We start from the raw sequence: 15,271 nt of genomic DNA on the forward strand, positions 1-15,271 counted from the left end.
TTGGGTGGTCAGCGGTTGCGCGCTCACATTCGTTCCGGTGCTGAGACCCCGAGCAGCCGCAGCCCATTGCGCAGCACCAGCCTGCTGGCGTCCGTCAGCCACAGCCGGGCCCGGGTGCGGTCGTCCGGGTCCTCGCCGGCCCGCGGCAGGACCCGGCAGGCGTCGTAGAAGCGGTGGTACGTGCCGGCCAGTTGCTCCAGGTAGTGCGCGACCCGGTGCGGCTCGCGCAGCGTGGCGGCTGTGGCCACGACCTGCGGGAACTCGGCCAGCATGCCCAGCAGGTCGGCCTCCCGCTCGTGGGTGAGCAGGGAGGGGTCGAAGTCCTGCGGTGTGCCCTTCTCGATCCCGGCTTCCTCCGCCCTGCGCTGTACGGCGCACGGCCGCGTGTGCGCGTACTGGACGTAGTAGACGGGGTTGTCGTTCGACTGCCGGGTGAGCAGGTCGATGTCGAGGTCGATCACCGAGTCCACGCTGGCCCGCGCGAGCGCGTACCGCGCGGCGTCCACACCGACCGCCTCGACCAGGTCGTCGAGGGTGAGGACCGTGCCCGCCCGCTTGCTCATCCGGACCGGCTCTCCGTCCTTGACCAGGTTGACCAGTTGGCCGATGAGGATCTCCAGGTGCGTGTCCGGGTCGTCACCGAAGCAGGCTGCCATGGCCCGCATCCGGCCCACATAGCCCGCGTGGTCGGCGCCGAGCATGATGACGACCCGCTCGAAGCCCCGGGACCGCTTGTTCAGGTAGTACGCGCAGTCCGCGGTGAAGTACGTCCAGGAACCGTCACTCTTCACCAGGACCCGGTCCTTGTCGTCACCGAAGTCCGTGGTGCGCAGCCAGACCGCGCCCTCGTCCTCGAAGACGTGACCGCCCTCCCGCAGGCGGGCGACAGCGGCGTCCAAGTCGCCCTGGTCGTGCAGGTCCTTCTCGTTGAAGTAGACATCGAAGCGGGTACCGAACGCGGCGAGCGACGTCTTGATCTCATCGAACATCAGCGCCGTGCCCTCCGTCCGGAACTCGGCGAGAGCCTCGGACTCCGGCAACTCCAGGGCCGCGGGCCTCCGACGCAGCACCGCGGCGGCAATCTCCTCGATGTACGCCCCGCTGTAGCCGTCCTCGGGCACCGGTGAGCCCTGCGCCGCAGCGAGCAGCGAGCGGGCGAAGCGGTCGATCTGCACGCCGGCATCGTTGAAGTAGTACTCCCGCGACACGTGTGCGCCCGCTGCCTCGAGCAGCCGGGCAAGCGCGTCGCCCACGACCGCCCACCGGGCCCCACCGATGTGCACCGGTCCGGTGGGGTTCGCCGAGACGAACTCCACATTGAGCCGAAGGCCCCTGAGCCGGTCCGTGCGGCCGTAGGCGTCACCGGCCAGGACGATGTCACGCGCCAGGGCGCCGATCGCCGCCCTCTCCAGCGTGATGTTCAGGAATCCGGGGCCCGCGACCTCGGCCTTCGCTACTCCGGCAGCCGCACCCACCAGCGGCGCCAGCAACTCGGCGATGGCGCGGGCGGGCAGGCCCGCGGACTTGGCGAGCTGCATGGCGACGCTGGTCGAGTAGTCGCCGTGGCTGCGGTGGCGGGGGCGCTCCACGCGGATCTCCTGCGGCGCCTCTCCCGAGATGCGTCCGGACTGGATGGCCGTGTGTACGCCGTCGGAGATGACGACCGCGAGATCTGCTGGAGTCACGGCGGCGACGCTACCGGGGCGGACGCCGCAGGAGACACCGATTATTCGGGCGGAGCCCCAGCCCTCTCGAACCACGTCGCTCATCGCGCCCGCCCGGACTGCTCGAGGCAGCGGCGGGTCGGCGGTGGCGCTCCACCATGACAGCCGCGCCCGTTCGCCGTCTCGGTACGTCCCGGACGCGATGACGCTGTGACCAGGGCGATGCAGGTTCGGTGAGACGAGTTGGGCGGAGGGCATGTCATCGAAGGCGCTCCATACCGCGTGGCGTCCTATCGCGTTCCACTGAACCTGCTCCGTTTTGCTCTTCCTCCCGGAAGCACGGAAAGGTGCGTGATCCACCGGATGGGAATCAGCTAGCGATGCCGCGGTCTCGGAGGATGTCGTTGAGCGCGAGCTTGTCGTCGCCGCTGCCTTCGGGCTCCGTCGGGGAACTTCTTTACCCGGGTCGAGCTTGACGCACACCGACCAGGCCGGGGCCTCGCCGCGCGGCAGTTCGTCACCGGTCTCGGCGTCGAAGACGCGGGTCGACTTGGTCAGGATCACGTCGGCGCCGAGTTTGGCACCCCTGCGGACCCGGGCGCTCTCGACGACCATCGAGCGTGACCCGATGAACGCGTCGTCCTCGATGACCACGAGTGCGGCGTTGGGCGGTTCCAGGACGCCACCGATGCCCGCGCCGCCAGCTAGGTGGACGTTGCGCCCGATCTGCGCTGCGGATCCGACCGTGGCCCAGGTGTCCACCATCGAGCCGGTGTTGACGAAGGACGGCATGAGCACCACCCCTGGCGCCAGATAGCTTCCCCACCGTGATCGCGCCAGGGACGACGCGTACGCCGTCGAAGTGCTTCTTTAACGGCATCCGGTCATGGTGGTGGAATCCGTCGACGGTGCTCTCGTGGGATGTCGTCCGTGGAAAGGCAGACTCCGTCGAGACGGTGTGACGGCGTTCGCCGCCGCAGAGGGCGGGCCGACGACGTTGCGGTGATGCTGCCGCTTCCCCTGAGGGAGTCAAAGCTGCTTTGCCGGCCCTCTGGCGGTACCTGGGGAACAGCTCCAGGTACCGCCATCACCGCCGACCCGTCCCGACCGTCGGACCAGCAACGGGAAGTGCCCCCTCCTGGTGACCAGCCTCATGCCTCCTCGCGTACGTCCTGCCGCTGCGTTGCCTCTGCGCGGACCAGGCCGAGCGCTTCGAGTACCGGCCGGTCGGACAGAGGGAACAGATCGGCGTCATCGGCGCGAGTCGTCCGCGGCCCAGGGACTACACGTCGCCGCACGTCGTGTGCGTGGCGAACGGCAGCCCGGAATCGGGGAGCGGTCATCATTCCCCTTCGCAGACGCCCTCGACAGCGACCTTCTGATATAGGTGCGGGTAGGCGACGGTGCCGGCAGGGTAGCGCTCCAGGTACGAGGCGAACTCCGGCGTGCCGAGCGCTGCACGGAGGTGCTCGGTGGATTTCCAGACCGCGACGTTGGTGAACAGCCGGCTGCCGCCGATGCCCCGGTACAGCTGCACCGAAAGAAGGCTCCCCGACTTCTTCATGTACTCCGCGTCGGCCGTCCAGGCGGCCACCACCTCGTCCTCCTTGCCTTCCGGGGCGACAAACGTGTTGATGATGGTGACCGGGCCGGCCTTCTCCTTCTGCTGGTCGCGGTGGTGGGTGGACTCGTCGAGGTTGCCGAACTTGAGCATGATTCCTCCATGAACTCGAGGGGGAAGTGGGGTCTGCGAACCCACAGAGATTCAAGTGATCCGGGGCCGGGAGGCGGCCAATTTCCACCACTAGGGCGTGTAGTGAGTCGTGATCAATGGGCGGTCCGGGTGAGGGCCCCGCCGCTGTTCGCTGCGTGGCCCCACCCGTGGTGCGCTTTCAGGCGTTGCGCTTGCCGAGGAAGTCGGTGATGAGCTGCAGCCACTCGTCGGTCCGCTCCAGCATCGGCAGGTGGCCGGTGGCGATTTCCGCGAGCTGGGCGTCGGGGATGGTCTCGGCGAGGTGGCGGTGCAGGGCAGTGGAGATGAGCCGGTCGTCGGTGGTCGAGACGACCAGGGTGGGGACCTTGATGCCGGCGAGGTCGTCCCGGACGTCGACATGGCCGACGAGGTCGGTCTGCTCGGAGCTGCCGTCGGCCGCGCCGGCGGCGACGTAGCCGAGGGTCTGCCGCAGTTGCTCGGCCGGCATCGACTCCAGTGCCTGGGTGCCGAGGGCCATCATGAGCTGGAATTCGGCGAGCAGCTCGCGGTCGCCGGACGCGGCGATCTTGCTCCAGACCGAGGAGGCGAGCGCGAGCCGGTTGTCGCGGTGCGGGAAGGCGGCGGTCAGGACGAGTGCGGTGACGCGCTCGGGGTGGCGGGTGGCGGCGCGGATGGCGACCGGACCGCCGAGGGAGTAGCCGGACACGGCGAAGCGGTCGAGGCCCTCTGCGTCGGCGGCGGCGACGAGCTGGTCGGCGAGGTCGTCGACGGACAGCGGGGTGGTGGAGCGGGGGGTGTCGCCGCTGCCGGGGTAGTCGATGCCGACGACGGTGTGGCGGGCGGCGAGGGCTTCCAGGACGGGGCCGTAGGTGCCGGCCAGGCTGCTGCCGGCGCCGTGGGCGAGGAGCAGGCCAGGGCCGGAGCCGAGGCGAGTGCGGGCGAACGCGGGTGTGGTCAGGGTGCGAGGTGACATGGCCGTCTGCCTTTCGAATGCGCCGACACGCGAGAATCATCCAGTGCGTGTGATTACCTCCCCAGGTTTACCATACGATGCGTATGATTGGCGCCTGTGACGTCAATCACACGCACCGTATGATGTGCCGGTAGGGTGGCGGCATGAAGGAGCCTCTCCACCGCCGTCAGCCGACCCCGGGCAACCCGCGCGTGCAGCGCACCCGCAATCGCGTGCTGGCCGTCGCGCGGGAACTGCTGCCTCAGGTCGGACCGGCCGGGCTGACCTACGCCCTGCTGGCCGAGCGGTCAGGCGTCACCCGCCAGACCCTCTACCGGCACTGGCCCACCCGAGCCGCGCTGCTCTTCGACCTCGTCCTCGAAGGCCCCGACCTCGGCACCTACCCCGAACCGGGCAGCGACGCGCGTGACGTGGCCACCGCCTGGTTGAAGAGCCTGCGCGCCGGCGTCAGCGTGCCGGCCGTGCGAGCCGCGGCCCTGGCCGTCACCGCCCAGGCCGACCATGACCCCGACAGTGCGCGGGCGCTCGTCCGCATCGGCGAAGACCGCTACGTCGGCTTCAACAGGCTGCTGGAGCCTTCGGGCGTCCAGATCAGCGACGACGAGTTCACCCTGCTGTACGGGCCCGTCCTCGCCCGGCTCTTCCTCGACCGCGGTCAGGTCACCGACGCCTTCATCGACGCCGTCGTGGCCCAATGGCTCACTACGCTGCAGCCTGGCGACGCACCGCAGGACTCCCGGTAGTGGTCACCGAAAGCTCCTGACAGAGGGGAACAACCGCGTTCAGGCAGCGAACCGGACTCCTGTCAACCCGTCATCGCCGCCTCTGCCAAGTGAGCCTCGCCGCCCGCTGCTGGGCGCTACTGCACACCCAGCATTGCCGCCGGCCAGCTGCCCGTGTCCGCATGTGGAGCGCCGTCAGGTACACCCGGACGTGCTCGCCGACCCTTGGTTGGCCGAGCCGGTGTGGTCGACCACCGATCTGAGCGGAGCCCTGCACCGGTACGAAGTTCTCGAAGGCACGGGCGTCAGTCCGGCGATTGGCTTCATGAAGGCTTCATGTGCTGAGTGGTACGTGCTTTATGAGGCGGCTGTTGTCTGGCGGTCATGCACGTACTCCTCGTCCCGCCGCTGGACAGCGTTGATCACCCTGCTGTGCGGCACCTGACTACGGCGGTTGACACCGCGCTGTCCGGTTCCGTTGTGATCGGCGCGTTCCTTCGTCTGGGGTCGGCCAGGCGGGTGGACCCCGTTGGGCAGGCGGTCGGCGATGACGCGCTGCATGAAGGAACCGCCGGCTAGTTCACCTGTGTGGAGCCGACTGCCGGGCCGGCGCGGCTGCGTCGGCGCCATGGGGGTTCCCACGCATGAGCGCCGGATCGATCTGCTGGTGGCGACTGGCCCGGCCGAGGAGCGACTTACCCGCTTGCGCTCCCCGATCGGCCTGCACTGCGCGCACGCCCGTGCGTGGAGGCAGTCTCCATTACGGCGGGGACCATCGCCGTCCTGCGCAGGCCCTGCCCGGCCTGGCGACGGCGCCGTGACGCACGCACATACGACCTGACTCGCACACAGAATGAAGATGGAGAGCTGGAAATGAACCTGCGACGGAACATCTCGCGTCGAAGGATGATCGAAGGAGCATCGGCCGCGGCGCTTGTCACGGCGGCGGCGGCCACGGTGCCTGCGGCCATGGCCAGTCCGGAGGTGGCGCCGTCCGGTCCGGGGCTGCCGAAGGGCAACTGGCGTATTGATACCCATGCGCACTACGCCCCCGACGTGTACAACGACTACCTGAAGCGCTACGGCCTGCTCGGCGCCATTACCGGGGCGTACGGTCCGTGGTCGGTCGATCGGCACCTGGCCTTCATGGACCAGTACCGCATCCAGGCCAGCGTCCTGTCGTTCGGCGACCTCCAGGTCACCGTCGGCCCGGTCGACGACCGGCGCGCCACCGCCCGCGCGGTCAACGACTACGCCCGCGACCTGGTGCAGACCCGTGGTGACCGGTTCGGGATCTTCGCGGTCACCCCGATGCCCGACATCGAGGGCTCGGTGGCCGAGGTGGATCGCGCGCTCGGCGAACTGGATCTCGACGGCATCTGTCTGCTCACCAACTACAAAGGCACCTACCTGGGGGATCCTTCATTGGCGCCTCTGTACGAGATCCTCAATGACCGCGGTGCCTACGTCTACGTCCACCCGACGGGTCCGGAGGTGAACCCGGCTCCGAAGCTCTGCTTCGGCCCCGACATCCCGGCCGGGAACAACGTCTTCGAGTACACCTTCGACGCGACCCGTGCGATGACGAGCCTGATCTACAACGGTGTGCTGCGGGACTACCCGAACATCCGCTGGCACTTCACGCACTGCGGCGGGGCACTGCCGTTCCTGGCCTACCGGCTCGCGACCCGGCACTCGGCCTTCCCGCCGTTCAACGAGGTGCTGCCGGAAGGCCCCCTCACGTACCTCTCGCGGATGTACTTCGACGACGCACAGGCGTTCACCGCCGCGCAGTTGCAGCCGCTGTCGTCCCTGGTGCCCGCCGACCACATCATGTTCGGCAGCGACTGGCCGGCGACCCGCCACCTCTACGCGGCCGACAACGTCGAGACGATGCCCTTCCTCAAGGGCAGCCTGCCGCTCCTCAAGGCAGGCGACCCCGAACCGACCGTCGATGAGGTCTACAACCGGCGCCAGCGGATCGCTCTCGAGCGGACCAACGCCCTCGAGCAGTTTCCGAAGCTGCGGGCGCGTATACGCCGCTCCAGCTCGCGCTGAGCCGCGACCGCACGCCATGCCCGCCGCCCGGTGCCCCGCCGACGGGGCGCGGGCGGCGCTCTGTGCAAAGGTCAGCGCCGGCCGACAGGGGAGGCCGTCGACGGGAATCGGCGTCGGCGCCGGGCGAACGCGGCCCGCAGGATGGGGAAGCCGGTTTGCGCAGGTGCGCTTCGTACCTGGCCGGTCGTCTCGCCTGCCGCGCGGAGCTGCAGGGCCTGGTCACCATGGAGGCCGTGGTTGCGGGCAAGCCCGTCGTCGCGGCCGACTCGATGGCGCTGCCGCACCTGGTCCACCTCGGCGGCGACGGCTACTTCTTCCCGCCCGGTGACGTGCGCGCCGTCGACACCCGCCTCATGGAGCTGCTCGACGACCCGGCGGCCAAGCGGCCCGGCGCCGGATGGGCGAGGCCGGCCGGGAGATCGTCGCCGACCACGACGTCCCCCATACGCTGGCCGCATTCGAGGCCCTCCGCCTCCATACCACCGGTCACCCCGCGGCCACGACGGCCCTCCCGCTCCCCACCTCGGCGATGGAAAGCGAGCACGATGAGTACGCAGCGCGTTCTGGTCGTCGATGACGAACCCAAGATCCGCATGACCGTGCGCGGCTACCTGGAGGCGGACGGGATCCACGTCATCGAAGCCACGGACGGACCGTCCGCCCTGCAGGCCGTCACCCGTGACCGGCCGGACCTCGTGGTGCTCGATGTGATGCTCCCCGGGCTCGACGGATTCCAGGTCCTGCGCCGCATCCGGGAGGCGAGCCAGATCCCGGTGATCCTGCTCACCGCCCGGGACGAGGAGGTCGACCGGCTGATCGGCTTCACCACCGGCAGCGACGACTACGTCACCAAGCCGTTCAGCCCCCGCGAACTGGCACTGCGCGTGCGCGCGATCCTACGGCGCGCCGACAACCGGCCTGAGGCGGCCCACGAGGACGGGGTGCTGCGCTTTGACGGCCTTCGTGTCGATCCCGGGACGCGGACCGTCCTCGTCGACGCCGACCGGACGGTGGAACTGTCCGCCCTCGACTTCGACCTGCTGCTTGCGATGGCCCGGGTCCCCGGGCGGGTCTTCACCCGGCGCGGACTGCTGACCCAGGTGTGGGGCGAGGACTTCTTCGGCGACGAGCGCGTCGTGGACGTACACATCCGTACCCTGCGGCGCGCGCTCGGCGACGACGCGAGCGCACCCCGGTTCGTAGGCACCGTCCGCACCATCGGCTACCGGTTCATCGGGCGCCCCGCCTAGCGGCCAGGAAGGACACCCACCCATGCCGCCCTCCCGCTCCCCGGCCCACCACAGGTGTCGTGCGCGGCTGCGCCGAATCCAGGAGCGGCTGTCGCTGCGCAACCGGCTGGTGCTCTCGCACGTCATGGTGCTCCTCCTGGCACTGCTGGCCATGGCGGCAATCAGCGCGCTGATCGAGGTGTGGCTCGGGCTTGACGACGTCGAAGGCGACGTGGTCCTGCAGGTCGGCCTTTGGTTCGGCGTGGCCGCGGCCTTCCCGGCGTCCGTCGCCCTGTCCCGGTTTCTGCTGCGTCCGCTCGACCGGGTGCGCGCCGCCACGCGCCGGCTCGCCGAGGGACACTACGACGACATCCTCGAACTCCCCAGCGAGCCGGGCCTGGCAGCGCTGGTCGAGGACGTCAACACGCTGGCGGCAGCCCTCGCCGACACCGAACGCCGCCGCGCCCGGCTGATCTCCGAGGTCGCCCACGAGATGCGGACCCCCATCACCCTCCTACGCGCCCAGATTGAGGGCGTGGCCGACGGCATCTTCATCCCCGATGAGGCGATGTTCGCCTCCCTCGCCGACGACCTTCACCGGCTGCAGCGCCTGGCGGGCGACCTCTCCAGCCTGTCCCGGTCGGAGGAGGGCGCCTTCGCTCTCCACCGCAAGCCCACCGACATGGCCATGGTGGCACGAACCACCGCCGAGCGACTGCGCCCCCAGTACGACGACCAGACGGTGACCCTCGTCGTGGACGCGGGCACTCCCGTCGGCGCCTTCTGCGACCCGGACCGGATCACCCAGGTCCTGGTGAACCTGCTCGGCAACGCACTGGCCGCATCCGGTACGCACGGGCATGTGGCACTGTCTGTGCACACCGAACCGTCTCCCGGGCATCACGTGATCGTCCGCGTCATGGACGACGGCATCGGCATCGCCGAACACGACCTGGAGCGCATCTTCCACCGCTTCGAACGCCTCGAGCATCCCGGCCGACCCGCTGCCGCCGGCGGCAGCGGCATCGGCCTGGCCATCGCCCGGGGCATCGCCCGAGCCCACGGCGGAGACATCACCGCGGAATCCGCTGGGCTGGGCAAGGGAGCAACGTTCACCTTGCGCCTACCGCAGGAACCCGCCCCAGGAGGCGGCATGCCTCCGGTCTCCCGCTGACTCCATTGGCCCATCGACCCCGGAGGATCTGAGAAGTCAAACTCGCCGTCCGCTACGAGGCGACCGTGCTGGTCGCAGTCCTCAACGAGTGGCTGTGAGCCGCACCGCCGCGGTCGGCGGCGGTGATGACCTGGTCGAGTCGGCGGAGTGTGTGGGTCATTTCCTCGACCCTGGCTGCGAAACGGTCGCGTTCGGCGCGCAGCATGCGGCGCTGTGTGGCGGTGGTGCGGCCGTAGTTCACGCATGGCAGCAGTGCCCCGATGGCACGGCTGCCGAGGTCGGCCGCGGGTCCGACAGGTACAGCGCGACGGCGTCCGCCTTGAACTCGGGCGAGTAGACCCTCATCACCATAAGAGATCCCTCCTCCCCTGCACGAGGCCGTGGTGCGGTGGTCCACTGTCCGGGTTGTGCTCGACTTGGAGGCGCAGCGCACGAGGGGGCATGTGGGCCTTCGGCCTGGGCTCGGGCGCCGCTGCAGGAGTGGGCGCCGGCGTGGAGAGCCCGGCTTCATGGAAGCTTCATGCGCTGAGTGGTACGTGCCTTATGAGGCGGCTGTTGTCTGGCGGTCATGCACGCACTCCTCGTCCCGCCGGTGGACAGCGTTGATCACCCTGCTGTGCGGCACCTGACTACGGCGGTTCACGCCGCGCTGTCCGGTTCCGTCGTGCTCGGCGCGTTCCTTCGTCTGAGATCGGCCAGGCACATGGACTCCGTTGGGCCGGCGGTCGGCGAGTACGCGCTGCATGAAGGAACCGCCGCCCTGTTCACGGCCTGTGTGGGGTCGGCGGCGTTGCTCGCGGGTCCGCTCCGCAGCCGACTGCCGGCCGGCACCGCAGCACCGGCTGTCTTGAGCGTCGGGTGCGCCGGACTCGTGCTCAGTCGTAGACCTGCTCGTGAACCCGACGCCATCGTCCGACCCGGACACGGCGGGGCGGATCTTCGAGCTGACGCTCACCTGCCCCGAGACCAAGTGGCTGATCGTCGGACCGTTAAGTTCCCGATCCACCCCTGGTAAGCCGCCCGGCCGAGGTCCGCTCGCACACGGCTCACCGGGGCGTGCGAGGCGCAGGCGGCCCCATGGAGCCCCCGATGAACCGCGTAACGATCTGAAGGAACGTGAGAGTGGAACAGACCATGATGGCGGTCCGCCTGTTCGAACATGGCGGGCCCGAGGTGCTCAAGTACATAGAGGCGCCGATTCCCGAGGTCGGCCCCGACGACATCTTGATGCGCGTGCACGCCACGGCCGTCAACAGCTGGGATCTCCGGTACCGCGCGGGGAACTTGCCGCAGCCTCTCCCGGGACGGCCGCCGTGGCCTCTGCCGTTCCAGCTCGGCCGGGACGCGGCTGGCGAAATCGTCGCCACCGGCGAGAACGTCACCAGGTGGCGCCCCGGCGACAGGGCGGTGCAGCTTCCGCACCCGCCGTGCCGTAACTGCGCCCTGTGCGTACGCGGGCTCGAAAACCTGTGCGTCGACACCGCCTACCCCGGACACCAGGTCTTCGGCGGATACGCCGACTACGTCGTGCGTCGCCAGGACGCGATCCTGCCCATCCCCGACGGCGTCGACTTCGAGACAGCCGCAGCCACCATGTGGACCTACACCACCCCGCTCAACTGTGCGCGGCAAGCACCTGTCGGTCCCGGCGACACGGTGGTCATCACCGGCGCCAGCGGCGGGATGGCGATCGCCTGCGCACAACTGGCGAAGCTGAGCGGAGCCACCGTCATCGGCACCACCACCAAGCCGGACCGCGACGAAGCGCTCAGGAAGCTCGGCTACGACCACATCCTGCACTCCACCGATCCCCGACTGCCAGCACAGGTCAGGGAGCTGACGCGCAGTCTGGGCGCCGACGCCGTCTGGGACTGTGTCGGCGGCAACGACTTCTTCCAGCTCTCCCTTTCCTGCGCACGGCTCGGCGGCGCGGTCATCGTCCTGGGCACGCCGACCAGCCAGGGATCCCGGCTTGAGCTGGACGCACTCGCGCTCATCGGCGGGCAGGTGAGGATCGCCAGCGTGCGCGGCGCGACCTGGCGGGACCAGCAGCTGTGCCTGGAGCTGCTGGCGGCCGGAAAGATCAACCCGATCATCGACCGGGCCTACCCCCTGGCAGAGGCGGCCGAGGCCCACTTGTACCTGGAAAGCCAACGACAGATCGGCAAAGTGCTCCTCCTGCCATGACACCCGGGCCAATCGAGGCGTCCTGGCGCGAGCGCGCACTGAACGCGGAAGCCGAGCTCACCCGCACGCAGAAGGAAGTCTTCTCCCAGCGCCAACGCATCGGCGAGCTCATGGGCCAACTCCGCGACTTTGACCAGATGGTCCCCGGCGAATCCGTCCAGGCTCTCACCACGGAGAACACCACCCTCAAACGGCGGGTTCACCAGCTCACGCAAGAGCATCGCAAGCTCCAAGAGCGCCTTGAAGGCGCTCGGACGAACCTCCGCTTCGCCGACAAACGGATCGCTGACCTCGAAGCCCAGATCCTCGAACAGGATCAGTCATGACTCTCCCGGTCATTCGTGGGCCGAGTCCCTAGTGTGATGCGCCAGAAATCCTGAGGTTTAGTCGGTACCTTCTTTTCATGGCGCATCGAGGCCCTGCTGCTGTGGAGATCATCCTGTCCGAGGACGAGCGTGTCGAACTTGTGCGCCGGGCGGTGCTGGTCTTCCTCGTGGGCGATCTGCTGAGCGAGCACCTGGCGGTCGATGTACGGGTCGACGGCGGAGAGGACCAGGCGCTGCATCTCGGCCGGTTCGAGGGCTTCGACCTCCCATTGCACCGGGTGTTCGATGTCGAAGCCGTAGCGGCGGGCGAAGGCCTTCCACCGGGGGATCGCCGCGCTTGCCCTCGGTCGCGGGCAACTCGTAGTCGCGGACCTGGTCGTAGGTGAGCAGTACTGGTGACCCGGCTCCAGCAGCCGGTGCGCTCTACTCAGTCCCGCTCGATATCGGAGCCCGAGCAGTCGAAATCGCCGATGTTTCTCCGGGGCGCCGCGAGCGTGCGGTAAGAGTTCAAGCAGCTCAAAGGCAGTCGCGGCGACCATATCCACTGCAACACCTGTAGTGCACGCTTCAGCTGACGAAGTTCACTCATCGGACGGACAAGGGCTGGCTGCGTCTGTTCACCGGCGCCGGTGTGGCGCACCCCACGTCGCGCGTGCGGCGCTTAGGCTTTCCCAGCGCGCTCGACCGACGCCCCATCGAGGAGACGCAACACCATGCTCGTTCCCCGCCTGCCTCCGCTGGTGAGCCGGTACCTGCCGAACGTCGTCGGCCCCCTCACCATGCTCGTTCCCCGCCTGCCCCGCCTGCCTCCGCTGGTGAGCCGGTACCTGCCGAACGTCGTCGGCCCCCTCGGCCTCAGCGGCGTCCCGCCGATCCGCCGGTTCGTCAGCCGGGCGGTGATCAACTATTTCGGCTATATGACGACCCTGCGGCCGCGGGCCCTGTCGCTGGCCGGCGACTACACCAGCTGGCAGAGCCTCACCGATCGCACGTTCTCCGGGCGACACCTACCGCCCGCCACGCCTGAGGCGCAGGCAGCGCTTCCGCCAGAGACCGAGGTCGTCGCGCTCTACCGGCGCGAGCACTTCGTCGCGTCGACCGACACCAGCGTGATGTTCATGTTCTTCGCGCAGTGGTTCACCGACAGCTTCCTGCGCGCGAGCCACACCGACTACCGCAAGAACGAGTCCAACCACGAGATCGACCTCTGCCAGATCTACGGCTTGAACCGCGACAAGACGGAGTTGCTGCGCGCGCATCAGGGCGGACGCCTCAAGAGCCAGGTCATCGCGGGCGAGGAGTACCCCGCCTTCCTCTTCGAGCCGCGCAAGGCCGGCGGCCCGCTGGTGTTCAAGACGGAGTTTGAGGGACTCCACGATCCGGCGTTTATCACCGACGTGATCCTCCGCAGCGCACCGGAGGAGCAGAAGGACACGTTCTTCGCCGTCGGCCTCGAGCACGGCAACTCGACCATTGGCAACACGGCCATGAACATCGTGTTCCTGCGCGAGCACAACCGCGTCGCCTCCGTCCTCGCGGCGGAGAACCCCGATTGGGATGACGACCGGATCTTCGAGACGACGCGCAACATCATGATCGTCATGCTGCTCAAGCTCGTCGTCGAGGAGTACATCGTGCACATCGCACCCTTCGAGTTCGCCCTCGAAGCGGTCCCGTTCCTTGCCGACGAGGAACGCTGGAACCGGACCAACTGGATCACGATCGAATTCAACCTGCTGTACCGCTGGCACCCGCTCGTCCCGGACACGATCGGCACGGGGTCCGAGCAGCTCGATGCCAAGGGCTTCCGCGACAACAACCCGCTCGTGCTCTCCGAGGGCGTGGAGGCGCTGATGGCGCGGTTCTCCAGGGCGAGCGCCGGCAAGATCGCGCTGGGCAACACGCCGACCTTCCTGGTCGACACCTCGGCCCCGGGCTGGCCCTCCGTCGAGGAGGTCACGGTCGACCTCATGCGCAAGGCCCGGCTGCAGTCGTTCAACGAGTACCGCAAGGCCTACAAGCTACGACCGCTGAAGAGCTTCGAGGAGCTGACGGCCGACGCAAAGATCCGGGAGCGCTTGAAGGCGCTCTACGGGCACATCGACCAGCTCGAGTGGTACGTGGGCATCTTCGCCGAGGACTATCCCGACCACATGATGATGGGCGAGCTGATGACCGCCATGGTCGCCAACGACGCCTTCACGCAAGCCCTCACCAACCCGCTGCTGGCGCGCAACGTCTTCACCGACGCCACCTTCACGAAGACCGGCATGAAGGTCATCGCCGACACCGGCTCGTTGCAGGAGATCGTCGCCCGGAACTCCAAGTCACCGACATCGGTGCACGTCAGCTTCCGCCACGACGCCACGCAAGCTTGAACCGACTTACGTCTGAAGACCGTCCCACCCCCACCGCGGCATGTCCGCACCCGATGCGACGACGGCGTCCTCGGCCGAGTAGGACAGCACGTCGTCCACCGCCCAGCGCATGTACGCGCGCAGGGCGGCACGGAATGCAGGATCGGTGGGCAGCACGGCGTCGTCCAGCGCGCGCTCGAAGCGGCTGACGAAGCGCTCGCCGAGATCGCCCATGCCTCCGTTGCTGCATGCATGCGCAGGACGCGTGGTCGGTGTCGCTGGTGCCCGACTGGCGCGAGGCGTGGGGGGTGGCGTGTTGCATCGCAGCCTCCCGTCCCCTCTCCCAGAGTCCGCCACGGCGTCCTTTTACTCAAAGGGGCAGAGAAGCGGCTCGCGACCTGCGGATTCACTCCCTTCCGAGGATCTTGTCATGGCGGTTGAGCTGGGCCATGAGTTCCCGGTTGGCCGCGCGGGCGGCATCGAGGTCGTCGTCACGATCCTGCAGTTTCAGCTCCAGTCGACGAGAAACCGCCGCCGCCACTTGCGGACCGTGTCCGCGGCCACCCGCAGATTCCGGGCGACCACGACAATCGGCGGCACCTCCGGCCCCGCACACGCCAGCACAATCCGCGCCCGCAAGGCCAGGGCCTGGGCCGATGTCGCCCGACGCGTCCACCGCTCCAACTCCGCCCGCTCCTCCCCGGACAGCAGCAACGGTTCCAGCTTCGGGCCCCGACGAGGAACTGACGCACCAGCAGCAGAAGTCACACCAACTAACGATCAACTACTGGTGCAGGACACTAGTGTGATGCGCCTGAAATCGCGGGCTTAAGTCTCTCGCTGATTATCGGTGGCCGGCGGAGTGAC

16 protein-coding genes are annotated in these 15,271 nt (G+C 68.5%); 8 read left to right on the top strand and 8 right to left on the bottom strand.

The window, feature by feature from the left end; all coding sequences use genetic code 11:
• Positions 1–23 precede the first annotated feature (23 nt).
• The 3 genes from argS to ACYVO6_RS33600 form a co-directional block, all read right to left on the bottom strand.
• Positions 24–2,456, bottom strand: a complete 2,433-nt coding sequence (gene argS / locus ACYVO6_RS33590) for an arginine--tRNA ligase (protein WP_461067850.1) — start codon at positions 2,454–2,456, stop codon at positions 24–26.
• A gap of 550 nt (positions 2,457–3,006) precedes the next feature.
• Entirely contained in the window at positions 3,007–3,378 is a 372-nt protein-coding gene (locus ACYVO6_RS33595; RefSeq protein ID WP_461067852.1) for an antibiotic biosynthesis monooxygenase family protein, read from the bottom strand.
• Between the two features lie 178 nt (positions 3,379–3,556).
• Positions 3,557–4,351, bottom strand: a complete 795-nt coding sequence (locus ACYVO6_RS33600) for an alpha/beta fold hydrolase (RefSeq protein ID WP_461067854.1) — start codon at positions 4,349–4,351, stop codon at positions 3,557–3,559.
• Between the two features lie 143 nt (positions 4,352–4,494).
• Between ACYVO6_RS33600 and ACYVO6_RS33605 the strand changes: the two genes are divergently transcribed.
• The 5 genes from ACYVO6_RS33605 to ACYVO6_RS33625 all read left to right on the top strand — a co-directional run bounded on the left by ACYVO6_RS33605 (position 4,495) and on the right by ACYVO6_RS33625 (position 9,534).
• Positions 4,495–5,094: a TetR/AcrR family transcriptional regulator gene (locus ACYVO6_RS33605; protein ID WP_461067856.1), complete on the top strand. Its 600-nt coding sequence runs from the start codon at positions 4,495–4,497 to the stop codon at positions 5,092–5,094.
• 190 nt (positions 5,095–5,284) lie between these two features.
• Positions 5,285–5,518, top strand: a complete 234-nt coding sequence (locus tag ACYVO6_RS33610) for a hypothetical protein (RefSeq protein WP_461067858.1) — start codon at positions 5,285–5,287, stop codon at positions 5,516–5,518.
• A gap of 428 nt (positions 5,519–5,946) precedes the next feature.
• Positions 5,947–7,131: an amidohydrolase family protein gene (locus tag ACYVO6_RS33615; RefSeq protein WP_461067860.1), complete on the top strand. Its 1,185-nt coding sequence runs from the start codon at positions 5,947–5,949 to the stop codon at positions 7,129–7,131.
• A 155-nt stretch (positions 7,132–7,286) separates the two neighbouring features.
• Entirely contained in the window at positions 7,287–8,381 is a 1,095-nt protein-coding gene (locus ACYVO6_RS33620; RefSeq protein ID WP_461067862.1) for a response regulator transcription factor, read from the top strand.
• Between the two features lie 22 nt (positions 8,382–8,403).
• Positions 8,404–9,534 carry a sensor histidine kinase gene (locus ACYVO6_RS33625; RefSeq protein ID WP_461067864.1) on the top strand — a complete coding sequence of 377 codons (1,131 nt, stop codon included), beginning with the start codon at positions 8,404–8,406 and terminating at the stop codon, positions 9,532–9,534.
• Positions 9,535–9,586: 52 nt separating this feature from the next.
• On the opposite strand, the gene ACYVO6_RS33630 is transcribed toward ACYVO6_RS33625, so the two are convergent.
• Positions 9,587–9,775: a hypothetical protein gene (locus ACYVO6_RS33630; protein ID WP_461067866.1), complete on the bottom strand. Its 189-nt coding sequence runs from the start codon at positions 9,773–9,775 to the stop codon at positions 9,587–9,589.
• 881 nt (positions 9,776–10,656) lie between these two features.
• Here ACYVO6_RS33630 and ACYVO6_RS33635 point away from each other — a divergent pair.
• Positions 10,657–11,721: a quinone oxidoreductase family protein gene (locus ACYVO6_RS33635; RefSeq protein WP_461067868.1), complete on the top strand. Its 1,065-nt coding sequence runs from the start codon at positions 10,657–10,659 to the stop codon at positions 11,719–11,721.
• Positions 11,718–12,047, top strand: a complete 330-nt coding sequence (locus ACYVO6_RS33640; protein ID WP_461067870.1) for a hypothetical protein — start codon at positions 11,718–11,720, stop codon at positions 12,045–12,047. The genes ACYVO6_RS33635 and ACYVO6_RS33640 overlap by 4 nt, the downstream gene beginning before the upstream one ends.
• On the opposite strand, the gene ACYVO6_RS33645 is transcribed toward ACYVO6_RS33640, so the two are convergent.
• Positions 12,038–12,322 (bottom strand): hypothetical protein, encoded by a 285-nt coding sequence (locus ACYVO6_RS33645; protein WP_461067872.1) that lies wholly within the window; start codon positions 12,320–12,322, stop codon positions 12,038–12,040. The two genes, ACYVO6_RS33640 and ACYVO6_RS33645, sit on opposite strands and share 10 nt — an antisense overlap.
• A gap of 438 nt (positions 12,323–12,760) precedes the next feature.
• On the opposite strand from ACYVO6_RS33645, the gene ACYVO6_RS33650 reads away from it, so the two are divergent.
• Positions 12,761–14,425: a peroxidase family protein gene (locus ACYVO6_RS33650; RefSeq protein ID WP_461067874.1), complete on the top strand. Its 1,665-nt coding sequence runs from the start codon at positions 12,761–12,763 to the stop codon at positions 14,423–14,425.
• Between the two features lie 6 nt (positions 14,426–14,431).
• Here the strand turns inward: ACYVO6_RS33650 and ACYVO6_RS33655 are convergent, their stop codons facing one another.
• The 3 genes from ACYVO6_RS33655 to ACYVO6_RS33665 all read right to left on the bottom strand — a co-directional run bounded on the left by ACYVO6_RS33655 (position 14,432) and on the right by ACYVO6_RS33665 (position 15,118).
• Entirely contained in the window at positions 14,432–14,638 is a 207-nt protein-coding gene (locus ACYVO6_RS33655) for a hypothetical protein (RefSeq protein WP_461067876.1), read from the bottom strand.
• Between the two features lie 172 nt (positions 14,639–14,810).
• Positions 14,811–14,945 carry a hypothetical protein gene (locus tag ACYVO6_RS33660; protein ID WP_461067878.1) on the bottom strand — a complete coding sequence of 45 codons (135 nt, stop codon included), beginning with the start codon at positions 14,943–14,945 and terminating at the stop codon, positions 14,811–14,813.
• On the bottom strand, positions 14,912–15,118 hold the full coding sequence (locus tag ACYVO6_RS33665; protein WP_461067880.1) for a hypothetical protein: 207 nt from the start codon (positions 15,116–15,118) through the stop codon (positions 14,912–14,914). Before ACYVO6_RS33665 ends, ACYVO6_RS33660 begins: the two co-directional genes overlap by 34 nt.
• Between the last annotated feature and the right edge of the window lie 153 nt (positions 15,119–15,271).

It is taken from the genome of Streptomyces pseudoechinosporeus, from assembly GCF_054783935.1.